Below are 22,803 nucleotides of genomic sequence, written 5' to 3'. Positions count from 1 at the left end.
TTGAATATGATCCGGTTGAAATTCGGAATCCTTTTCTTTATTTGGCTTTTTACGTTCAGCGCGGGCTGGACTTTGAAAACGGGAAATTCTTCCATTCTTCTCCTAAGGGAAGAATGGAAAGCGGAAGATCCCGTCATTCCTCCGCTGCGCACGCAGATCACGGATACGACGTCCACGCTCACCGACAAACAAAAGGCGATCCTCACTTCCACGTTAGTCGCCTTTGAAAAAAGAAAAGGAAGTCAGATCGCGGTCCTCGTAGTCGGCTCCACTCTCGATTGGACCGTGGAAGAATACGCGGTCAAAACCTTCGAGGCTTGGAAACTAGGACGCAAAGGAATCGACGACGGAATTCTGATCGTCGTCGCCATCGGCGACCATAAAACGAAGATCGAAGTCGGATACGGATTGGAAGGCGCGGTTCCCGACGTAATCGCAAAACGAATCATAGAAGATTATATGATTCCCCGGTTTCGCGACGGAAATTACTACGAAGGAATTTCGGACGCGATCGACGCGCTCATCGCAAAGATCGACGGTGAAGAACTTCCCGCAGCGAGCGGTAAAGTAGCGGGTTCCGATTCATCCTCTTCCGGCGACGGGGATTTCGAACCGGAACTTCCGAATAAACTCGTAACCGCATTCATCATTCTTGTCATTCTCGGAAAATTGTTCGGACTGATGTTCGGCAACGGATTCTCCGGAGGATTCGGAGCCGTCATCTTCGTGATCCTCGGTTTGTTTTGGTCCATCACTCTTTGGTTGTTGATTCCGGGCGCGTTCTTACTCTGGTTCTTCGTTCTCGCGAACGGAGGCGGAATCGGAGGAAGCGGCGGTTCGTCCTGGGGTTCTTCGGGAGGAGGAAGTTCCTGGAGCGGCGGTGGCGGATCGTCGGGAGGCGGAGGCGCCTCGGGAAGCTGGTAAAAAGGATTCAAATAGTATGATAAAGCAATATACGTCCGAACCTTCTCTTCTGCAAAGAATTCTGAATCACTGGCTGGAATCGATCTTCTCCCTTTTTTCCTTTACCGCGGACAAATCGAAGACCTATCGATTCAAACGGTATTTCAGCGCGGAGGATTTAAAAAGAATCGAATCCGCGGTTTCCAAATCCGAAAGTTCACACAAGGGAGAAATCAAAGTGATCCTGGAATCGGGCCTTCCCGTTTCCAGAGTTTTGTTCGGCCTGGACGCAAAACGAAGAGCGGCGGAACTCTTTTCGGAAAAACGGGTTTGGGATACGGAAGAAAACACGGGGATTTTGATCTACGTTCAACTCACCGATCGAAGGATCGAATTGCTCGCCGACCGGGGAATCTACAAGAAGATCGGACAAAACACGTTAGACGAAATCTGCGGCAAAATGCAGAACGGTTTCCGATCGGGTTCGTATCTCGAAAGCATTCTCACTGCGATCGAAACGTTTACGCAGCTTTTGCAGAAACATTTTCCGCCGGGAAAACAAAACCCGAACGAACTTCCCGATCGTCCGGAAGTCATCTAAGAAATGGTATCGATCCGAACGACCAAACCCCGTCCGGGGCGGGCTTATGACCTTCTACCGTCTCAACTATTCCGAAGAATGTTGACCATCGAATAGAGACCGTTTCTGCGAGACATGGAAAGATGTTTGTCGAGACCGATCTCTTTTAGAAATTCCAGAGAAGCGGTTTTGATTTCTTCGCGGGTTCTTCCCGAAAAAACGCGGATCAAAAGAGCGATCATACCGCGCGTAATCGCTGAATCGCTGTCGGCCTGAAACTCGATCTTGCCGTCCTTTTCTTCGGAAACGATCCAAACACGGGACTGACAACCGGGAACCAAACGCTCCGAAGTTTTGGCTTCATCGGGAAGCGAACCGAGTTCGTCTCCCATCTCGATCAAAAGTTGATAGCGTTCCTGCCAATCGGTGCATTCCGAAAATTCGGAAACGATTTCTTTTTGAACTTCCGCAACGCTGCTCATAAACTCACTTTCCAGCTTTTCCAAAACGCCTCCGCGAGCAATCAGAAAAAGAGAAGCTGATTCTCATAGCTTAGACGATGCCGGTACCGCGAAATCGATCGATCCTTTCGAAATCAAAAAATGGTTTTCTTAAAGTCCGTCCGAAAATTTGATCCTCTCATGAGAGTTTACGAAGTTCAAAATCAATTCGGTCTGGAGAATTTAAAAATCGCGGAACGCCCCGATCCGGTTCCGGGACCGGGAGAAGTTCTCGTCCGTTTCAGAGCCGCTTCTTTGAACTACAGGGATTATCTGATGGCGATCGGAAGATACAACCCGAAACAAAAACTTCCTCTTGTTCCTCTTTCGGACGGAGCCGGAGAAATCGCGCAAGTCGGTCCGGGAGTTACGAAGTGGAAAGTCGGCGACAAGATCTGCGCCAACTTCGCGCAAACCTGGCTCGACGGAGCGCCGGACAACGATATGCTGCGCAACACGCTCGGAGGTCCGCTCGATGGAACTCTCAGCGAATATAGAATTTTCGGAGAACAAGGAATCGTTCCCATGCCGGAACATCTTTCCTTTGCGGAAGCATCCACTCTTCCTTGCGCAGCGCTCACCGCTTACACCGCAATCATCACACACGGAAACATTCAACCCGGAGGGACGATCGTCGTCCAAGGAACGGGGGGCGTTTCCATATTCGCATTACAATTCGCTAAAATGATGGGGATCAAGGTCATCGCGACTTCCTCCAGCAACGACAAACTCGCAAAGCTCACCGCGCTCGGAGCGGACGAAGTCATCAACTACAACGAAAAACCGGATTGGGATAAGGAAGTCCGCAAGATCACGAACAAGAAAGGCGCGGATCTGATCATCGAAGTCGGAGGCGCGGGAACTCTGCAAAGATCGATCTCCTGCACGAGACCTTGGGGAACGATCGCATTGATCGGAGTTTTAGCGGGTGGAGAAAGCAACAACCTCTCCCTGTTTCCGATCCTGATGCACGGAATTCGAATTCAAGGAATCATCGTAGGAAGCAAACGAAACTTCGAAGATATGAACAAGGCGGTCGAAGCCAACAAGATCAAACCGGTAGTCGATCATATCTTTAAATTCGAGGAAGCTCCGCAGGCTTACGACTCGCTAAAATCGGGAAAACATTTCGGAAAAATCTGCATCGAAATTTAGAATAAAACGTTATTCTAATATAGATTCCGGAATAAACGTCGCCGCAAACGACCTTTTTCTGGCCGACAGAACCGCAAAAACGCGTCGCGTTCTTAACCGCCGCGTTTATCCACCCTTCTCCGCACCCAATCCCCGAACCACTGAATCAATTGAACTAGGATTACGAGAATCGCAACGGTTGCGAACATGATTCCGTCTTCGTAACGGTAATATCCGAAACGGATCGCAAGATCCCCGATTCCTCCCCCGCCTACGATTCCGGCCATTGCGGAAAAACCCAAAAGACTGACCGTAGTCAGAGTAATTCCCGCGACGATACCGGGGAGCGCTTCGTAAATCAGGATCTCCCGTATAATCAGTGTTAGACTGGCTCCCGTGGAAACGGAAGCCTCCAAAACTCCTTCCGGTATTTCGCGTAACGCGGATTCCACGAGTCTCGCTAAGAACGGAATCGCCGCGACGGATAAGGGAACCGATGCGGCCAAAGGACCGATCGTCGTTCCCGTGACGAATTGGGTCAAAGGCAAAAGAGCGACCAGAAGAATGACGAACGGAACCGAACGGACGATATTGGCGATCGTATTCAAAATCGAATGAAGAATCCGATTGCGGATAAAGATTCCTTTATCCGTGAGATAAATCAAAAGTCCGAGCGGGATTCCGAAAACGATAGCGACGGATAAGGAAATTCCCACCATCCAAAACGTTTGGATAAACGCCTTGGCAAATTCGTCCGAAGGAAGAGTTTCGAAGATTAAATTCATAGAATGGAATCTCCCGTTGTCGCGCGACTCGGATCCGAAGAAAAGAATTTGCCGTTGCCGTTGGAACCGATGATTTTTTTAGCCGCTTCCGATTTAGGATTCGCAAAGAAAGAATCCGTTCGATCCGATTCGACGATCTTTCCCTTTTCCATGATCGCCGTTCGATCACAAAGCTCGCGAACGACTTCCATTTCGTGCGTGACGATCAACATCGTGATCGAAAGTTTTTCCCGAATTTGTTTCAAAAGTTTTAATATGGATCTCGTGGTTTCCGGATCGAGGGCAGAAGTCGGCTCGTCGCAGAGTAGGAGCTCTGGATGATTGGCAAGAGCCCTTGCGATTCCCACTCTTTGTTTTTGTCCGCCGCTCAACTGCGCGGGATAAACGTTTTCCTTTTCCGGGATCTCGACCAAATTCAAAAGTTCCCGAACCCGAACCGCGATCTCCGCTTTGGAAAAACCGGCGGCCTTTAACGGAAAGGCGACGTTGTCGAAGACGGTTCTGCTGGAAGCGAGGTTGAACTGTTGAAAAACCATTCCGATCTTCTGACGGTGTAATCGAAGATTCTTTCCTTTGAGATCGGTTATATCCATACCTTCCAAAAAGATGCGGCCGTGATCCGGTCGTTCGAGAAGATTCGGAAAACGTAATAGAGTGCTTTTCCCCGCGCCAGTGGTCCCGATGATTCCGAAAATCTCCCCTTTGGAAATTTCCAGACTCACATGATCCACCGCGGTAAAAGAACGTCCTTTTGTTAAGCGAAACGTTTTGGAAACGTCTTTGAATTCTAAAAAGGGAATTTGAGTCATAGCGAAGAAAGAGCGAAGGCGCCTTTCTTCGATTGAAAAAAGACGCCGTATCAAAATCAAACCGGAAATCGGTTTATTTTCGATTTAAAAGCCAATCCGGTTTCTGAAACCCTTGAAAGTCGGAATCGATCACCTTTGCGAATTCGGGAGAATGAACAGCTTCCACGACGTCCTTAGCAAAGACCGCTTCCTTTTCGTTGGAACGAACCACGATGATGTTCTTGTGTTCTTCCGCAAGAGATTCGAGTTTCAACGCTTTCGTAAGATCCAAACCGGAAGCGATCGCAAAGTTTCCGTTGACCGCCGCCAACTCAGCGCTCTCCAAGGATCTCGGCAACTGAGCCGCTTCCAAAGGACGGAGATCCAACTTCTTAGGATTTTCCGTGACATCGTTTAACGATGCTTTGGCGGGGTTCGCGTTCGGAGACACTTTCAACAAACCCAATTCCTGAAACAACTTGAGCGCCCGTAACTGATTGGTCGGGTCGTTCGGAAGAGTGATCGTTCCTCCGTTCGGAACGGCTTGGATCGTTTTACTCTTACCGGCAAAAATCGCCATCGGCGCTGTAGGAACGGAAACGATCGGGGAAAGATTCAGATTCTTATCCTTGGAGAATTTATTCAGATAAACCGCGTGCTGAAACAGATTCGCGTCAATATCACCGTTTTCTAATGCAAGATTCGGCTGGATATAATCGCTGAACTCCACGATCTCGATCTTGTATCCTTTCTTTTCCAAATTCGGAAATACCGCTTTTTTTAGAAGATCGCCGTATGGTCCGGGGCAAATTCCGATCTTGAGGGACTTGCGATCGCCGGGCAACGAAGGCGCCTGCGCTTTTTTACAAACCGCAACCGATACGAAAACGGATGCGAACAAAAGGATCAAACCGAGTCGAATGGATTTCATGATGAATCACCTTATATAAATTTGAAAACGTACTGCAAAACAAAAACCGTTCTCTGAAATGCACGCAAGTAGGTTTCAATCCACGCGAACGAATCGTTAACGGCTCTTCAAAAGAAGCCGACATCAAAAGACCCGATCGGACGGACCACGTCCAGGCTAAAGCTTTAAGAGAGGCCATCGTCTTTTTCAAGGGAAGAATCGAAATTCTCCCAAATTTGAGGAAAGATGCAATTTTCAAGATTGCAACTATTTTCCGTTTTAACAGATTCTTTTTCTCAAAAACTGAACCGGACTCGAAGACCTTAAATCCAAAGGCAAAAGATTTTATGCACGATGAAGAAGATTTTGGAAGTACGTTAAAGATCAATAGGCAGAAGATCCTGAACGAAGTCAGAGATTTCTTCTTTGAGGAGTTCCCACAATCTCTGTGAAACAAGCTGTATCCATTTTATTAAATTTTTATCCACTATAGCAAATATTCCTTGCGTCTAAAAAACAGCAAGTCTTCATCGTACTTAAAAAAGACCTTTTCCAAATCCATTCCAAAGTACGATCTGGAAAACTTTCGGGGGACGTTATTCGCCATGGCAACCAAAACTCTATCCAAACCCAAAGCAAAAAGTAAGACACAAACGAAACCGAAATCTAAAACGACATCCGCTCGAAATACGAAATCAAAGTCAGTCTCCACTTTATCCAAAGGATTTATAGATTCTAAAAATCCGCTACCTGTCGTTTATCAACCGAACACGGCCGACCAAAAAAGCAAACAGGCTTTGATTCAATGGATCAAGTCCAACAAACGCGCGTTAACCGAAGACCTCAAACAATACGGCGCGATTCTTTTTAGAGGCTTCGACGTGGCTTCTCCTCAGGATTTCGAGGACGTAATCTTCAACGTGGATTCCAACTTGAAGAACAACTACTTGGGAACTTCCCCCCGCAATCAAGTTACGAAATACGCATTCACTGCAACCGAACTTCCTCCCGCATATCCGATCATGCAGCACGCTGAAATGAGCTTTCTCGATTCTCCTCCTCGGAAACTTTTTTTCTATTGCGGCAGAGCTCCCGGTCGATTCGGAGAAACTCCGATCACCGATTTAAGAAAGGTTCTTCAGGAAGTTCCTCAATCCATCCGCGATAAGTTCGAAACGAATAAAATCCGTTATTCAAGAGTGTACGACGGACCTTCCAACAAATCCCGTTTTCAGTTTTGGAAAACTAAACGCTGGGACGAAATGTTCCAGACCACCGATCGTGCGGAAGTGGAAAAGATTTCCAAAAAACAAAACTTCAACGTGGAATGGTACGGAGAAGACAATCTCAGACTCGTCAATACTACATTAGCGATTCGTAAACATCCGGAATTCAAATCTCTGGCTTGGCACAATCATTCGCAGGTGTTCCACATCGACGCGGCGCGGAAAGAATACTGGAGAATCTTCGCTCGTCAAAAAACGATCCGCGGTTTTTTCGTCGGGATCGCACTCGAAATTCTAACGTTCTTAAAAAAGATCACTACGAAAAAGGAATACTTGGACACACACTGCTCGTATGGAAACGGTCAGGAGATTTCCTCTTCCGAACTGAAACAGATTCAGGACGCTTTCTGGAACAACATCTCCCTTTTCTCTTGGCAAAACGGAGACGTGCTGGTGATCGACAACTATTCGGTTTCCCACGGAAGACATCCGTTTTCCGGTCCTAGAGAAATCTTCGTGGCTTGGGCGGATTAAAACGATGACGGAACTCGACGCGGTTCGGATCAACTTCAACGAAAGCGGTTTAGTTTTTTTGAATATTCTTCTGGGGCTGATCATGTACGGGATCGCCTTGGATCTCAGATTGGAAGACTTTAAACTGCTCTTCGAAAAACCGCGTGCGTCTTTAACCGGAATTATTTCCCAGTTCGTTTTCTTTCCGTTTGCGACGTATCTTCTGCTTTGGATCTTAAATCCGCCTCCGGGAGTGGCTCTCGGAATGCTTCTCGTAGCGGCTTGTCCGGGCGGAAACATCTCGAACTTTATCACCTCGGTCGCCAAGGGAAACACCGCGCTTTCCATTTCTCTGACGGCTTTTTCCTCCGCGCTTGCGATCGTCGCGACTCCGTTCAACTTCTTCTTCTGGGGAAATTTATATCCTCCCGTTCAGGCCACATTGAAGGAAATCAGCCTCAATCCGTGGGATGTCTTTCGAGCGATTTTGGTGATTCTTTTGATTCCGATCGCATTGGGGCTTTTAACGCAGAGATACTTACCGAAAATTACGAAGAAGATCGAAAAACCGATCAAAATTCTTTCCGCGCTGATCTTTGCCGCGTTTCTTGTGATCGCACTCGCAGCAAATTTTTCGGTCTTTTTAAAAGTGATCAACAAGGTCTTTCTTTACGTTTTTCTAATGAACTCGACCGGGTTTTTACTGGGATATTTTTTCGCAAAGCTCATGCGCTTGGATGAAAAGGACGCGCGCTGCATTTCCATCGAAACCGGAATCCAAAATTCGGGACTTGGTCTCGTATTGATCTTCGCGTTTTTCGGCGGTCAGGGAAGTATGGCGATCATCGCGGCGACTTGGGGAATCTGGCACGCGATCGCTGGTATCACTCTCGCGTGGTTCTGGTCCAAGAGAACTTCGTCTCTCGGAGTTCAGGCCGTTTCGAAAGGTTTCTGATTCAGATACAACTCGGAAACTTTCGGACGAATTCTGGACTTAGTAAAGAAACGATTGTCGTTCAACTTGCCCTTTCTCATTTCCTTTTGTTGTTCTTTGGGTAAATGAAGAATCGTTCTGCATTCTTCCGTGCAACATCCCTCGAACGCGGTCGAACATTTCTCGCATTGAATGAAAAGAATATGACATCCCGGGTTGGCGCAGTTGACGTGTCTGTCGCTCTTTTCACCGCATTGATGACAAACGGAAATCACTTCCGTTCCGATGGATTCCTGAAGGCGACCGTCGAACACGAAATTTTTTCCTTTGAATTTGGATTCGAGACCTTTCTGCGAAACCTCGTGCGCGTAGGAAATAATTCCTCCGTGAAGCTGATTCACGTCCTTGTAGCCGTGATGTTTCAACCACGCGCTCGCCTTTTCGCAGCGGATTCCGCCGGTGCAATACATTAGAATTTTCTGATCTTCTTTTCCGTTTAAAAGTTCCAGAAGCATCTGCAATTCTTCGCGGAACGTATCGGATTGCGGAAGAATCGCGTTTTCAAAATGACCGATCTCGCTCTCGTAGTGGTTTCTTACGTCGACTACGATTGCATTTTGATCCTCGAGGTGACGGTTGAATTCCTCCGCGGAAAGATGTTTTCCAACGTTAGTCACATCGAACGCGTCGTCGTCCAATCCGTCGGCTACGATTTTCTTTCTTACTTTTAGATCGAGTTTTAAAAAGGACTCATGATCGTCTTCGACGGCGATCTTAAACGGCATGTCCCGGAACGATTCGCGAGAATCCAAATTCTTACGAAAGGATTCCATATTGTGGGATGGAACGGAAAGCTGTGCGTTGATTCCTTCTCTCGCGATATAAATTCTTCCCAGAACGCCGAGAGCTTCCCATTCCAAATAGAGAACGTTTCGAAGCTCTTCCACGTTTTCCAAAATGACATAACGATAGAAGGAAAGAGTGGTTCTCGGGAAATTCTCCGCTTCGAGACGCTGTTTTAGAATCTCTTTTCCGTAGATGTTATGAAGAGGACGTTTCTTTGTTTGCGTCTTCTTTTGAGAATCTTCCCGATTTGCCATACATTCTTAACTCTGAAATTAAGACCGATCTTGACAAGCGTTTCTTAGCGGAATCGACCGGTTACTACCTTTCTTGTTTGTCCTCTAAGGAACAACTTTCGAAATTATTTCGGTCTTTCATACGTCGTAGATTCTCTTTTCGTCGAGCTTCTGACCTAGGATCGCAATCAACGTATAAAGAAACAAAGCCTGAATCGCAAACGCGTAGATGTTGTCGGGCACGGGTGCGAACGGATTGATCAATATCAGCAGAAGAAAGAATCCGCCCAAAGACAACATTCCCCACTTGCCCGCAAAACCTTCTCCCGGCTTGCTTCCCTTGAAATAATAAGCGAAGGATACAATCGTTAGCGCAGCTTCGATTCCGACGGTGAGCCAAAGATTGTTCCACAATCCGAATCCGAGCTTGGTTCCCGAATCGGACAGAACGGGAAGATCGGGAGTATGCACGGGAAGATCCAAAAAATAATGCGACATTACGGAAATTGCAACTGCCAAAGCCACCTTCCATCTTGTGTTTCGATCTTCTGAACTTTTCCAAAAATAGAAAAAGACGAACGCGAACGAGGCCCAAAGGAACGCGGCCGCCAAACTATGCGTATACGGCATAAAATAAAGATCGAACGGATTGCTCGCGGTAAATCCAGGAATCAAACGCATGTGCTCGACTCCGATCATGATGAAAATCATAAACAGAAAATCGACGAATTGGACCCCCACCAACAGAGACCAGAGAGGAGTTTTGGGAACCGTTTTTTTAAGCGCAAACGCTACGCTATAATGTCCTATGAACATAAGATTCTCCGAATAAACAAATGCTTTTGAAACGCAAGAATTCGATCCCCTTCGCAACGGAAGTCAATCGTTTCCCGATTTTTCCACACGGAGTTTTACGATTTTTCGAAAAACCGATTGCGAAAGAAGAAAGCGACTTTATCACAGAACGATGACAAGCGCAAAGAATTTTGGAAAGGCCGGAGACGTTCAAAAGGCTCTTCAGAAATTGAGCGATCCGATCAAGGCGGATTTTTTAACCCGATTTTTCAAAACGGGTCCGGGAGAATATGCGGAAGGCGACGTATTTCTCGGCATCGTCGTTCCCGACCAAAGAAAGATCGCAAAAGCCCATAAGGATCTTCCTTTAGAGGAGATCGAACTTCTTCTGCGCTCTCCGATTCACGAGGAAAGACTTACGTCCTTGTTCATTCTTTGTAATCGATTTGCCAAAGCGAACGAAACGGAAAGAAAAGCGCTGCATGCGTTTTATCTGAAACATCTAAAACACGTCGATAATTGGGATTTGGTGGATCTGAGTTCACGGGTTTTGATCGGAGAATTTCTTTTGGACAAGGATCGAAAGATTCTCTATAAACTTTCCGAATCCTCGAATCTTTGGGAACGCAGGATTTCGATTTTATCCACATACGCATTCATTCGAAACGGAGACTTCAAAGATACATTAAAAATCTCTAAACTACTTTTGAACGATTCCGAGGATCTCATCCACAAAGGGGTCGGCTGGATGTTGCGCGAAGTCGGAAATCGCGACCTCAAAACGGAGACCGATTTTCTGGACAAATACGCGGAGCAAATGCCGCGAACCATGCTTCGTTATGCGATCGAAAAACTCCCCGAAGCTCTCAAAAGGAAATATATGAATTCCGGCAAAAAAGAGAATTCTTCCCCGAAAAAGAAGGTTTCAAAGAAGCTTTCGGGACGGACCGCAAAAAAGAAAGTCTCCTAAAAAAGATACTTTACCCTTCGGTGCGGACGGAGATCCTAAACCACGGAAAAATCGAATGAACCACAAAATCGGATATATTCTAATTTTATTATATAGCATCTTGTCGATCGGTTGCGGAAGCAACCTCAGAGGGAAACCCATTCCTCCGAATCCGGACTTAGCCGGTTTCTATATTTCTTCGGAAAGCGCGGAATGGGCTAAAAACGATAAGATGAGAATCGAAGTCTTAAGCATTTTCCCGAAGGCGAACGGCGATCTTTCCTTTGAAAGAAAGCTGATCGTTCGACTCAGTTTTATCGCGAGCGATAACCGAGAAGAGTGGAGAATTCGAACGGGCGGAGTCGTCACAAGCGATACCGAAATTCTTCTGCAGGAATCCTTGTATCAGGAATATCACCAACTTCACATGGGCGCCCGAGAATCCGATCCGACAAAATGGAAACTGAGCGAGATGGGCGCCGCTTCGAAAGTCAGAGAAGTGGGTAACGTTACGGCCAGCGGAAATCTTTTGGGGGAAATCTCTCCAGACGGAAAGTCTTTGAAGTTCGGCAAGAACGTCTTTACGAAAATCGGAGAACCGTTTCAAGGGAGAATCACGACGACCGTGAATCAAAAAAGCGTCACGGTCGACAATGAAATCGCCGGAGTCGTTTTTTATAAATCATCCGCGACCTCGGATGAAAAAATCGTGGCCGTGTTTTCCAAAACCGAATTGATCAAAGCCGGTATGATCTTCCTCGTAGGCAAGGATCAAGTTCCGTACAAAGTTTCGGAAGTGTTTCAGCAATCCTGCGTACTAGAACCCGTGGACGTAAAAAAGATCGCCGTCTTTTCCGTAGGTTCGCCGGTTCTTCTCAAAGGAACGATCGACCGGAAAGCCGTTAACAAAAGAGCCACGGCCGACGAGCTGATCCGAAAATTAAAGTCGGACCCGAACGTCAGCAAGGAAGAACTCATCCGAGAAATCGAAAAATTGAAAAACGAAAGATAATATTTTTCGAATATTCTCAATATTGCGGGTATTCTAGGATCAAAGCCACGAATGCCGCGGTGGAACGTCCGTAAATCTCCGCGATCTGCGACAGGGTTTTATCCAGAGCCGTGACCGCCGGAGCGGAATCGAACTCCGCCAACATTCGATCGGCCGCGTCGTCCTTTCCGAAAACTCGATCGGGAATCAGATTCAAACCGTTCGCCGTCCGAATCGTATCCTGAGACGCTGCAAACGAAACCGCCTGAGAACGATACGTTCTCGAATACGCGTCCGCAACCAAGGCCAACTTGATTTCGTCCACACCCGGAGCGACGCCGATTCCGATCTCTTCGTGAGACCAAAAAGAAACGGTGTTGGAAAGAATCGTATAAACCGAGCCGATTGTTAAGCGAAATCGATTACTGTCATGGGCCGGATTCCAATCGGACACGCCGAGTTCTCGGGCGACTTTCGACGCACGATCCTTACCCGCTATCGCTTCAACCAGAGCGAGCGAAACCGGAATCGAGGCCGTAACGGCGGTTGTCGTTATGACGTTTCCGTCCGCGATATATCTTCGATTCCGAACCCACTTCGTGTCCTTGAATTTCTTTTCCAAGTCGTTTAACGAATACCAAAATCCGGTGGCCTTCTTTCCCTTTAACAATCCCGCGTTGGCTACGACCCAAACTCCGTCGCAAACTCCGATGACAGTCGCTCCCTTGGATGCTTGTCGATTCAACCAATGCAAAAGCACGGGAGAATCGGAATGATGAACCGCAGGAACCACCACATAATCCGCGCCCTCGGGAAATCGTGAGTCAAATGAAGCGATTGATTCTTGCGGTCGTATTTTAAGAGCGGGATATAGATTCATAATTCCCGAATCGGTTCCGATCGCGAACACATCGGCCGACTGAGAACGAGTTAAAACCGAATACGGAATTACATAATCCGTAAGTTCGGTCATATAGTTGTCACCGACTACAGCGACAACCGGACGAGTTCTTCCGAACCTACTTTGATACGCGGGGATTTTTTCCGATACATGAATCGCATCTTTGCGATCCGGTCCGGTAATTTCCGTTTGACGTTGATCGGCAAAGACCGAACAAGAAAGAATCGCAACGATTCCTAAAAGAAGAAACGCGATCCGCAATTGCGCGAACCGCGTCCCGAATTTACGGAACGTTTCGAGGACGAGAACGGGAGAATGGAAGTTGAACTGAGTTGCTTTCATGATTCGATTCTACGCATTTTTCAATCCGAAGTCGTCCTTGCGGATACGGACGGACTTCCCTCCGGGTTAAAGATCAAAAAAAATCTCGACTCTAAGCGGGAATCGCCTCCCAATACCTGCATGTATTCCTTTCTCGCGTTCGGAGCAGGTCTCGCCTTCTTACTTTCTCTATCCGAATGGATCACTTCGATTCGGGGCAATAACGAATCCCGAATCGAGCGCATGAATACATCGACGAAAAACGAACGATTTCGTTTAACAATTTCCCCGCTGCGAAACCAAGTCGTATCGTGTTTATTTTTTTCCATCGGAGTCGTGCAGCTTCATATCTTCTTCGAATTGTCCGATCGACTGATTCGATTCGCTTGGATTGCGGAAACGCACATTCCGTTTATCTTCGCAATCGGTCCGTTAACCTATTTGTATTTTCGAAATTTAATCGGAGAGACAATCGATCGTTTTTCTCCCGTACATTTATTCCCTTGCGTTTTGAGTGCAGCCACGATGTTCCCGTTTTATCTGCGCGACTTCGTATCCAAACAAAATTTCCTAAAGATGGAGAATCCGAACGACCCCTATCACAATATCGTTTTGATTCTTCTTATCTTAGGAACCATTCAGAACTTTCTGTATCCGATCGTTTTATTTCGCAGAATTTGGGCTTGGAGAAGCGGCGCAAACTCGGAACGAAGAACCGCATTCACCCCGTTTCTGCTTTTGTTTGCGGGAACTTTGTTCGTGTTGATTTTATTCGTAATCGCACAAAGCCTTTTTATGCCTTTATTTTTTGCAGCATCTTCCGGCGTCACTTTGTTGCTGTGTATCGTGTTTGTCACCGGACACGCGCGGATTCCCTGGGTGGAACAATTCAAAAAGGAATCGAGAGAAGCGCGATACGCGGAAAGCAGAATCCGAGGTCTGAATGTGGACGCGGTTCTTTTGCGTCTGAACGATTTAATGCGAAATGAAAAATACTATGCGGACGAGGATCTGACATTAGGAAAACTTTCCGACTCTTTAGGAATTCATACACATCAATTGTCCGAAATTCTAAACAGCAATATTAAAAAGAGCTTTCGAGAGTTCGTAGCGGACTTCCGTCTCGAAGAAGCCGCGCGAATCCTTTTAGAAGAACCACAACGATCCGTTTTATCGGCGGCCTACGCGTCCGGATTCAATTCTAAATCCGCGTTTCACAAACTCTTTCAGGAGAAATTCGGATGCACCCCCACTGAATTTCGGACAAACCGGAGCTTCCGAATTAACGCCTAAGAATGGGTTTGCGCTACAAGTTTCATCCTTGTCTTTTTACGAGGAAGCATTCTCGTCCGCAAATATTGGAACGGATATTCAATGAGAATGTAGAAAGGAATCGAAAGGATCACGATTAGAATCAGCACCGCGCAGAACTGAAACAAAAAAACGATCGTCGATGCGGGTTCGGATCGGATCCCCAAAATGGAAAGAGAAACTCCGATCAAAACCAAATGCCAAAGATAAATCGTAAAACTCAATCGCGCAATCGGAACGAAAATTTTCATACTTAAAAAACGGCTCAGCCAGCTTTCCAATCGAACGATAGAAAGAAGAAGAATTCCAGCAAATCCCAGATTCAAGAGATTGAATTTAAACGTGTGCGAAAAGAATCCGCTCGGACCTTGATGAACCCAGTGAGCAATAAATAAGAAAGAAAAGAACAAACACAAAAGAAAGTAATACAACCTGTCCTTTTTCAAACGATCCATCAGAGTCGTATGACTCACGTATAGATCCATCGCAATGATTCCCATCAGCAAAGAATCGAATCGGGTTTGTGAGGGAAAATAGATCTCGTCGAAATAGTCCGGAGTCGTCGGCGTGGAGGTCGTCCAATAAACGAATACCCGCAGCGAAGTAGGAATCAAAACCAAAGACCAAAGAAATAGCTGTCTATGTTTCAACACTCGTTTGAAAAGAATCAGACTACAAAACAAAGGAAAAATCAGATAGAACTGCTCTTCGATGGAGAGCGACCAAGTGTGAATGTTCGTCCCCGCATAGTAGTTTCCTAAAAAAACGAAGTCGCCCCAGGAGTTATCGAGACTCAAGGAAAGAATCAAGGCTTCCACTTCAAACCCTTTGGCTTCCGCCACTTTTAATGCGAACTTGGAAACGACCAAGCTGAATAGAATGAAAAAATAATACGCTGGAAAAATCCGCAGCGTTCTTTTGAGATAGAACGCCTTAAAATCGATTTTTCCGTTTCGCTTCCATTCGCTGAAAAGCCCTTTTGAAATCAAGAAACCGCTCAAAACGAATGATAAATCCACGCCCGACCAAAAGAACGAATCCGATTGAAAGGTTCCAATCGCTTTCCAAGCCAAGGCATAATGATTTAGGATCACTAGGATGATCGCAACGGCACGCAAGCCGTTGAGGGATCGAATCTCATTTTCCCTATGAAACCAAAGATCTTTGATAAAAGCTTTCATGCTTTTTCCGATCTCCTATGAAAACCAAACACTCTTTCCGAAACGGAAAACTTTATTCTAATTCGAAACACCATTTTATCAGCAAAATATTTCCAAGAGACCTATTATTTATACGTTTTCCGATTCAATTCTAGGACAAAAAATTTTTGAATCGAAACACGGCAAACCTTTCGCTTATCGAACAAAAAGCGTAGAAAGTATTCTATATGTTTAATGAATACAAGGACTAAAAGGGAATCCGTCTTTGGCAACACGTTTCACCGCTAAAACTTATCATTCTTATAAAAAGAACACATTGAAATCATAAAGGTCGAAACAATGATCAAAGTTTTTACCATCCAACTCAAAACTTCAAGAAACTATATTTAAATATTTGAATATACTTTATTGTTTCAGAGATGCTTGTTCCCAAAAAAGTTCCCGATTTTTCGGCTTTAATATCTGGCTTTATAATTTGATAAATCGAATTCAAGAACACGATTAAAAAAGACAGGAATCCATCCAGAAAAAGACGAACCTATGGAATCGATGATACCGAAAGCGGAACCAACGGACGCATAACGTTCCCAAGCTTTCCCGTTTAAATAGCGATTAGAAACTTAAAAGACACACCCAAAGAACGCGACGCAAAAAGTATGCGAATCTTTTAAAAAAAGAAGCGATCCGTACAAACAAAAAGGCCTCGGAGGAACATCCAAGGCCTTGTGAAGTTTTTCAGAAGTTATTCTGATTCTTCTTATTTGTTGCGTTTGCGCATCGTAGCGTCGAGGAACTTCTTGCGAAGACGCAAACTTGCTGGAGTCACTTCCAACAATTCATCGTCGTCCAAGAACTCGATGTTCTGCTCGAGAGAAAATTTTCTCGGAGGAACCAGACGAATCGCTTCATCCGCGCCGGAAGAACGAACGTTACTCAGCTTCTTCTCTTTTACTGGATTCACTTCAAGATCGTTCTCACGAGAATGGATTCCGATGATCATTCCTGGATAAACCGCGGTGTTCGGCCCGATTACCAATTCTCCCCTTTCCTGGATTTTCCAGAGAGCATAAGCGGTGGATTCTCCGGAGTCCATGGAAATCAAAGCGCCGTTCTTACGGCCTGGGATCTCACCTTTGTAAATATCGAATCGTAAAAAGCGGGAGGACATTACTCCCTCGCCTCTTGTTTCGGAGATAAAGAATCCTCTAAAACCGATGATCCCCCGTGTCGGAATTACGAATTCCACGCGGGTCATTCCGGACGGATGCGCGTCCATCAACTGAAGCTCTCCCTTTCTACGATTGAGTTCCGCGATGATCTGACCCGTAAACTGATCGGGGATATCCATGACCAAATATTCGTAAGGCTCGAGTTTTTGGCCTTGCTCGTTGGTTTTTAAGATTACTTCGGGACGAGAAACTTGGATCTCGAACCCTTCTCTTCTCATCGTTTCGATCAGAACGGACAAGTGAAGTTCCCCCCGTCCCAGAACCTTAAAACGGTCCTTGTCTTCGGTTTCTTCCAGTCTCATCGCCACGTTGGTTTCGAGTTCGCGGTCCAGACGTTCGCGAATATTTCGTGTCGTTACGAACTTCCCTTCTTTCCCTGCAAATGGAGAATTGTTTACCATGAAGAACATGGAAACGGTCGGCTCTTCAACTTCGATCGCCGGTCTTGGAGCCGGTTTTCCCGGTTCGCAGATCGTATCTCCGATAAACACGTCGGGAAGTCCCGCAATCGCTACGATGTCTCCCGCTTCCGCGTTGTTGACTTCGTTTCGTTTCAGACCTTCGAAGTTGTATAATTTCGTGATTCGAAAAAGAGGGGTATCGGTTGGAGCAGCAGCTTCTCCCTTCTTCGCCGCGAGTTGGATAACGTTCATTCCGAGCGCCATCTTTCCTGCGTAAATTTTTCCGACCGCAATTCTTCCGACGTAGTCGTTGTAATCCAAAGAAGTCACTTGGAACTGAAGAGGAGCTTCCGTATCCGCTTGAACGGGTGGAACGTGTTTGAGAACGGTATCTAAAAGAGGGTCTAAGTTCGTGCCCGGAGATTCGCTCAGGTTATGAACCGCCCAACCTTGTTTTGCGGAAGCATATACGATCGGGAAGTCGAGCTGTTCGTCGGTGGCTCCCAGGTCGGAGAACAGATCGAACGCCATGTCCACAACGGCTTCGGGTCTCGCGCCGGGACGATCGATTTTATTGATGACGAGAATCGGTTTGTGACCGAGTTGAAGGGACTTTCCTAATACGAAACGGGTTTGAGGCATCGGTCCGTCGAAAGCGTCCACAAGAAGAAGACAGGAATCCGCAGTTGCAAGAACGCGCTCCACTTCCCCGCCGAAATCCGCGTGACCGGGAGTGTCTACAACGTTGATTCTGGTTCCTTTGTAAACCACAGCCGTGTTCTTGGCTTTGATCGTGATCCCTTTTTCCTTTTCCAGGTCATTGGAGTCCATGATCCTTTCTCCGTCTTCCTTAGCGGTTACGGCTCCGGTTTGACGGAGAATTCCGTCCAAAAGTGTGGTTTTCCCATGGTCGACGTGGGCGATAATAGCGATGTTGCGGATTTCCATTCTAAGACCAAAAATTTCGGAAGCCTCCTGGTGTAAACCGGCTTTTTCTGTCAATTTTTTAAAGGCAGAATATTTTAATCGGTTTGAAACGAAGAATCTTCGACAATGCCTTGGTTAGGCCGTAGCCTTCTGTTTCTCTGTACTTAGTTGGGTTGAAGGATGTTTTCCTGAGAATTTGTGGTAGTTCCCACAATCCTTGGGACCAGAAAGTTTTCTCGAACTCGGGAAACGTAGTAGTTCCCACATCAGTTGGAAATCGAAAGTATTCCTGATTTCCAACTGATTCTCCGTTCTTAGGTCCGATCCTCAAACCTTTCGTTCCATCATGAATTCATTTCCGGAGTCGTGCTCCGCGTGAACAAAGAAAAACACGGGCAACTTTTTCACCTTTCGGAACCCAGGACTTTGAATCATTCGATCGACCATTCGCTCAAAAGAAACCGGAGCATAAATTCGATCCCTTTTGTTCGAGATTGTTTTCATAGACCGTATTTTTATCGGTTCCGTGATATTCCGAATATCGTTTGCGCGCCTTTTCCAAGTTTTGATACGTTTCCAGACAAAGGTAATAGGAGAATCCATCGTCCTCATAATCCCATTCAACCAGCAAGGCTCCCAAGTCGGCCGTTTGAGAATCTGCGTATTCTGCTAAAACAGCGTCAAGTTCGGCTGCAAAATCGTTTTCCACTTCCAGGATTTTTGAAGAATCCAGTTTCCAACCGGAACGGATATATCCATCCTCCAATTCCGAAAACTTTAGCAACGCTTCATGCGGAGAATCCAATTTAAAATCGTTTTGGGAAACGCCTTGTTCCGCAAATTGATTTCGCTCGATGACTTCGTCGCCGTTCCAGATCAGTTCGATCGAATCCTCTCCGCGAGATACGGTTTCGCTGACGCGTCGATTCGAAGGGTTGCGGATCAAAACTCGAAACGCGGTCGCTTGCGCCAAAGGTTTAAGATCCTCGTCTTTTATCAATTTTTCGATCGGATAATTGCGTCGAAGAGCTTCCATCACGGCACGAATCGCAGAAGATAGATCACCTAACTGCGCATAGATGCAAGCCAAATTGAGGTAATACGTATCGACATCCGTCGAAACGCTCCAAGTATCTCCCAAATCCTGAATCGCTTCGGAATACTTTTGTGTCGCAAAATAAGCCCAAAGGACGTTCGTTAAAACGGTTCCCTTGTCCGATTGATTTTCTTGAAACGAGGATTTGTATTCTTTCCACGTCGCGATCGCGCCCTCCGGATCGGATTTGTGAATGTGATCGGTTAAGATCAAATTCAAAGCGTCGAGATTGAATTCTATCTCGAGAGTTTTCCGCGCCCATTCGGCGCATTCGTTTAAGGCTCCCAATTTCCAGTGCGCGAACGCGATATTGTAAGGAATTCTCCAGTCGTCCGGGAAAGCGGTGATCGCCTTGAGACCGGCCTCGATCGATTTACTCCATTCTTCTTTTTGAATATTCTTAGATTGGAATGCCCTATAAATCCGAAGAGTCCTGTCTTGAGCGCCCAATCCGTTCAACCATTCCACGATTTCGTATTGTTTTCCCTCGAAAGCGGTCAAATACGCGTTTAGATTCTCTTTCGGATTTTCCGCCTTAACATCGGCTCCCGCTTCGACCAACAGTTTTGCTAAGTCAAGATTTCCGTTTCGAACCGCCCACATGAGCGAAGTTCTTCCCTTCCAGGTTTCCCGAACGTTTACATCCGCGCCCGCTTGGATCAAGGAAGCCACGATTTTCAGCGTCGCATCCAGATCCCGATCGGAGTTGATACAGGCCCGAATCAAAGGAGATTCTCCGTCTTTTACGTCGATCGTGTTCGGATCGGCTCCTTCTTTGAGAAGGAACTCCACCTTTTCGAAGTTCCTCGATGATACGGCGCTGTAGAGAGCGGTTCTTCCCGTTTCCTTCCCCTCATTCAGATTCAAACCGAACGAAACGAGAATTCTTACGGCTTCCGAAAACCTTCCGATGTCTTTACAATAATATACGAGACTGGTAAGGGCGTTGCTTCCTTTCGGATTCGTTGCGTGTACGTCGGCTCCGTTTTGAAGAAGTACGAAAAGAGATTTGGTTTTTAAAGTCACGCCTCCGGAGAAACTGATCGGCAACGCGCTGAACCAAAGCGGAACTTCTAGACTTTTAACATACGTTATACGATTCGGGTCGGCGCCCGCGGAAATCAATTCGATAATTTTCGATTCTTCCTCAGCTCGTATGGCTTTGGAAAGGGATTCTTGCAATTCGTGTTCGGACTGGGACATGTTCGATCCTTTCTAGGTTTGAATGAATCAACACGTTTGAAATCCACTTTTTGACGTCGGGTTATAAAATGATTCCGTAGAGCTCGATACACTTCGTTTCGATTCTATTCGCCCGGAATAAAATCCGGTTCTAAAATGCGGGGACAATATTCAAAGATCGCACCGAAATAATGCCGAGCGATCGAATGAAAGATCCATTCCCCCGCGGCTTTGAGAGATTCGCCGAACTCAGGAACGGCGTAACCCTTTCTGCGAAAGAGAGAATTCAAATCCCAATCTTCTTCTCCCGGAATCGTTTGGATCTTGAGCATTGCATAGAAAGATTGTTCCGACGGATCGTATCGAAATACAAGAGATCGCGATGCGAGCGTATTGCGAACCGTAAACGTGGCCCAATTTCCTTTCGGCCCGGATTCTCCGCCGCTGATCGAATAAAGTTCGTAACCGAGATCGGCTTCCTCTCCGAAAAATTCCCTAAATTGCAAATAAAAAGCTTCCGCGAAATCCTTTTGCAACTTTAGATTTGGGTCCGGTTCTACAGACATACGGAAATGATTTTGAACCCATCGCTGCTGCAAAGCTTTTTGAACGAAGGAGTTCCTACTTTTTAGACATGAATGCCGATCCATAGGGAGGCAATTCGCTGAGTTTAGTCGAATGACCTATCGAACGACCCATAGGGAGTGAGATAGCCAACGAGCAGCGGAGCGTTGCGAGTGGCTTCCAACGAAGTTGGAAAAAGAAAGAAAACCATTCGCACAACGAGCAGCGGAGCGTTGCGAGCGGCTTCCAACGAAGTTGGAAAAAGAAAGAAAACGATTCGCACGCGACACCCGTAAAGAGCGTTCTGCCGAGTTCCCGCAAGCGACACGCAAGGCTTGGTCCGAGTCTGCGAGGACCGAGCGGGACTCCGCGAGCCTGGAGTGGCGCGACCGCGTGGGAAAACGCAAAACCTCTCTTCCTCGGATCGATCCACGCGGTTGCGGCCGAAACCGACTTCGGCAAAACGAAGGAGTTCCCACACTTCGGATTTTCCTTGCGAACGACCGACGAAACCGATAAAATCCTTGCTCAATTGACGATTCGGGATTCTATCATGGCATTCAAAAGAGAGGGATTTCTATGAGTTCACAAACTCACTATCGTTCCTGTACGCTTTGCGAAGCGATGTGCGGCTTACGCATCGAAGTCGAAGACGGAAAAATTTCCGCGATTCGAGGCGACAAAGAAGATCCGTTCAGCCGCGGACATCTCTGCGCCAAAGGACCCGAACTCAAAAATCTCTACGAAGATCCGGACCGGTTGAAATTTCCCGTCAAACGAACGGACACGGGTTGGGTGCAAGTTAGTTGGGTGGAAGCCCTTTCCGAAACGGCCAAAGCCCTTTTTGAAATTCAGAACCGATACGGATTCGATTCCGTCGCGGTCTACAATGGAAATCCGAACGTTCACAACTACGGTTCCATGCTTTTCGGAGATCGTTTTTCCAATCGCCTCAAATCCAAAAATCATTATTCGGCGACTTCGGTGGATCAGCTTCCGCACCAACTCGCTTCGTATTTGATGTTCGGTCATCAGCTTTTGATTCCGATTCCGGACATCGATCACACGAAATACTTTTTGATTCTCGGCGGAAATCCGTTCGCGTCTAACGGCAGTTTGATGACCGTCCCCGACGTCAAAAAAAGACTGAAAGAACTGCAGGAACGCGGAGGAAAGTTCGTTGTCGTCGATCCTAGAAAAACGGAAACCGCTTCCAACGCGGACGAACACGTTTTCATCCGGCCGGGCGCCGACGCGTTCTTTTTATTAGCGATTTTGAATGTGTTTTTTACGAAGAATCTGATCCGGCCGTCATCCCTTTACGACGACTCGGAGCTTAAAAAGATTTCCGATCTCGCGTCGCAGTATTCGCCTTCTCAAGTGGAAACGGTCACGGGAGTCAGCGCGTCTACGATCGAAAGAATCGCGATGGAATTCTCCTCCTCTCCAAGCGCCGTCTGTTACGGAAGGGTCGGAGTTTCCACGCAGGCCTTCGGAACTCTTTCACAATGGCTCATCAACCTCGTAAACGTTTTGAGCGGGAACCTCGACAAACGAGGAGGAGCGATGTTCACTCTTCCCGCCGTCGATCCGATCGATCCGAAAGGCGCGTTGAAAAGTTCTC

19 protein-coding genes and 1 pseudogene (1 of these 20 cut by a window edge) are annotated in these 22,803 nt (G+C 46.7%); 9 read left to right on the top strand and 11 right to left on the bottom strand.

What is annotated here, in order from left to right; translation table 11 throughout:
• Positions 1 to 6 precede the first annotated feature (6 nt).
• Positions 7 to 924, top strand: a complete 918-nt coding sequence (locus DLM76_RS09630) for a TPM domain-containing protein (RefSeq protein WP_118965074.1) — start codon at positions 7 to 9, stop codon at positions 922 to 924.
• A gap of 16 nt (positions 925 to 940) precedes the next feature.
• Positions 941 to 1,504, top strand: a complete 564-nt coding sequence (locus tag DLM76_RS09625; protein WP_118965073.1) for a TPM domain-containing protein — start codon at positions 941 to 943, stop codon at positions 1,502 to 1,504.
• A gap of 62 nt (positions 1,505 to 1,566) precedes the next feature.
• On the opposite strand, the gene DLM76_RS09620 is transcribed toward DLM76_RS09625, so the two are convergent.
• A complete protein-coding gene (locus DLM76_RS09620) occupies positions 1,567 to 1,965 on the bottom strand; it encodes a SufE family protein (RefSeq protein WP_118955538.1) in 399 nt (132 codons plus the stop codon).
• 159 nt (positions 1,966 to 2,124) lie between these two features.
• Between DLM76_RS09620 and DLM76_RS09615 the strand changes: the two genes are divergently transcribed.
• Positions 2,125 to 3,138 (top strand): zinc-dependent alcohol dehydrogenase family protein, encoded by a 1,014-nt coding sequence (locus DLM76_RS09615; RefSeq protein ID WP_118965268.1) that lies wholly within the window; start codon positions 2,125 to 2,127, stop codon positions 3,136 to 3,138.
• Positions 3,139 to 3,230: 92 nt separating this feature from the next.
• Here the strand turns inward: DLM76_RS09615 and DLM76_RS09610 are convergent, their stop codons facing one another.
• From DLM76_RS09610 to DLM76_RS09600, 3 genes are all read right to left on the bottom strand, one after another.
• Positions 3,231 to 3,902, bottom strand: coding sequence for a methionine ABC transporter permease (locus DLM76_RS09610; RefSeq protein ID WP_118965072.1), 672 nt, complete (start codon positions 3,900 to 3,902; stop codon positions 3,231 to 3,233).
• Entirely contained in the window at positions 3,899 to 4,711 is an 813-nt protein-coding gene (locus tag DLM76_RS09605; protein WP_118955540.1) for a methionine ABC transporter ATP-binding protein, read from the bottom strand. Before DLM76_RS09605 ends, DLM76_RS09610 begins: the two co-directional genes overlap by 4 nt.
• 73 nt (positions 4,712 to 4,784) lie before the next feature.
• The gene (locus tag DLM76_RS09600) at positions 4,785 to 5,621 is read right to left on the bottom strand and encodes a MetQ/NlpA family ABC transporter substrate-binding protein (protein ID WP_118955541.1); all 837 of its coding nucleotides are present in this window, start codon (positions 5,619 to 5,621) and stop codon (positions 4,785 to 4,787) included.
• Between the two features lie 584 nt (positions 5,622 to 6,205).
• Here DLM76_RS09600 and DLM76_RS09590 point away from each other — a divergent pair.
• Together DLM76_RS09590 and DLM76_RS09585 are read left to right on the top strand one after the other, a co-directional pair.
• A complete protein-coding gene (locus DLM76_RS09590) occupies positions 6,206 to 7,360 on the top strand; it encodes a TauD/TfdA family dioxygenase (protein ID WP_118965070.1) in 1,155 nt (384 codons plus the stop codon).
• 4 nt (positions 7,361 to 7,364) lie between these two features.
• Positions 7,365 to 8,294, top strand: a complete 930-nt coding sequence (locus DLM76_RS09585) for a bile acid:sodium symporter family protein (protein WP_118965069.1) — start codon at positions 7,365 to 7,367, stop codon at positions 8,292 to 8,294.
• Here DLM76_RS09585 and trhO read toward each other — a convergent pair.
• Together trhO and DLM76_RS09575 are read right to left on the bottom strand one after the other, a co-directional pair.
• Positions 8,270 to 9,373, bottom strand: a complete 1,104-nt coding sequence (gene trhO / locus DLM76_RS09580) for an oxygen-dependent tRNA uridine(34) hydroxylase TrhO (protein ID WP_118955544.1) — start codon at positions 9,371 to 9,373, stop codon at positions 8,270 to 8,272. The genes DLM76_RS09585 and trhO overlap by 25 nt on opposite strands.
• A gap of 117 nt (positions 9,374 to 9,490) precedes the next feature.
• Positions 9,491 to 10,168 (bottom strand): hypothetical protein, encoded by a 678-nt coding sequence (locus DLM76_RS09575; protein WP_118965068.1) that lies wholly within the window; start codon positions 10,166 to 10,168, stop codon positions 9,491 to 9,493.
• A 151-nt stretch (positions 10,169 to 10,319) separates the two neighbouring features.
• Between DLM76_RS09575 and DLM76_RS09570 the strand changes: the two genes are divergently transcribed.
• Both DLM76_RS09570 and DLM76_RS09565 read left to right on the top strand, forming a co-directional pair.
• The gene (locus DLM76_RS09570) at positions 10,320 to 11,117 is read left to right on the top strand and encodes a DNA alkylation repair protein (RefSeq protein ID WP_118965067.1); all 798 of its coding nucleotides are present in this window, start codon (positions 10,320 to 10,322) and stop codon (positions 11,115 to 11,117) included.
• 55 nt (positions 11,118 to 11,172) lie between these two features.
• Positions 11,173 to 12,108 (top strand): LIC12353 family lipoprotein, encoded by a 936-nt coding sequence (locus DLM76_RS09565; RefSeq protein WP_118965066.1) that lies wholly within the window; start codon positions 11,173 to 11,175, stop codon positions 12,106 to 12,108.
• A gap of 16 nt (positions 12,109 to 12,124) precedes the next feature.
• Here the strand turns inward: DLM76_RS09565 and DLM76_RS09560 are convergent, their stop codons facing one another.
• Positions 12,125 to 13,330 (bottom strand): DJ-1/PfpI family protein, encoded by a 1,206-nt coding sequence (locus tag DLM76_RS09560; protein WP_118965065.1) that lies wholly within the window; start codon positions 13,328 to 13,330, stop codon positions 12,125 to 12,127.
• Here DLM76_RS09560 and DLM76_RS09555 point away from each other — a divergent pair.
• Complete coding sequence (locus DLM76_RS09555) at positions 13,304 to 14,602, top strand: helix-turn-helix domain-containing protein (RefSeq protein WP_118965064.1); 1,299 nt, start codon at positions 13,304 to 13,306, stop codon at positions 14,600 to 14,602. The genes DLM76_RS09560 and DLM76_RS09555 overlap by 27 nt on opposite strands.
• Here the strand turns inward: DLM76_RS09555 and DLM76_RS09550 are convergent.
• From DLM76_RS09550 to DLM76_RS09535, 4 genes and pseudogenes are all read right to left on the bottom strand, one after another.
• Positions 14,599 to 15,801, bottom strand: a complete 1,203-nt coding sequence (locus DLM76_RS09550) for an acyltransferase family protein (protein ID WP_118965063.1) — start codon at positions 15,799 to 15,801, stop codon at positions 14,599 to 14,601. The two genes, DLM76_RS09555 and DLM76_RS09550, sit on opposite strands and share 4 nt — an antisense overlap.
• 736 nt (positions 15,802 to 16,537) lie before the next feature.
• A complete protein-coding gene (gene typA / locus DLM76_RS09545) occupies positions 16,538 to 18,358 on the bottom strand; it encodes a translational GTPase TypA (RefSeq protein ID WP_118955552.1) in 1,821 nt (606 codons plus the stop codon).
• A 306-nt stretch (positions 18,359 to 18,664) separates the two neighbouring features.
• Positions 18,665 to 20,636, bottom strand: a pseudogene (locus DLM76_RS09540) (ankyrin repeat domain-containing protein).
• 104 nt (positions 20,637 to 20,740) lie between these two features.
• Positions 20,741 to 21,181, bottom strand: coding sequence for a hypothetical protein (locus DLM76_RS09535; RefSeq protein ID WP_118965062.1), 441 nt, complete (start codon positions 21,179 to 21,181; stop codon positions 20,741 to 20,743).
• A gap of 622 nt (positions 21,182 to 21,803) precedes the next feature.
• On the opposite strand from DLM76_RS09535, the gene DLM76_RS09525 reads away from it, so the two are divergent.
• Positions 21,804 to 22,803, top strand: the 5' end (the start) of a protein-coding gene (locus DLM76_RS09525) for a molybdopterin-dependent oxidoreductase (RefSeq protein WP_241548227.1). 1,109 nt of this gene lie beyond the right edge of the window; the window shows 1,000 of its 2,109 coding nt (coding positions 1-1,000); the start codon lies at positions 21,804 to 21,806; its stop codon lies beyond the right edge, outside the window.

It is taken from the genome of Leptospira yasudae (assembly GCF_003545925.1).
In the GTDB taxonomy this organism is placed as follows: Bacteria; Spirochaetota; Leptospiria; order Leptospirales; family Leptospiraceae; genus Leptospira; species Leptospira yasudae.
Note: the sequence above shows the minus strand (reverse complement) of the source record. Positions and strands in the feature narration are given on the sequence as shown.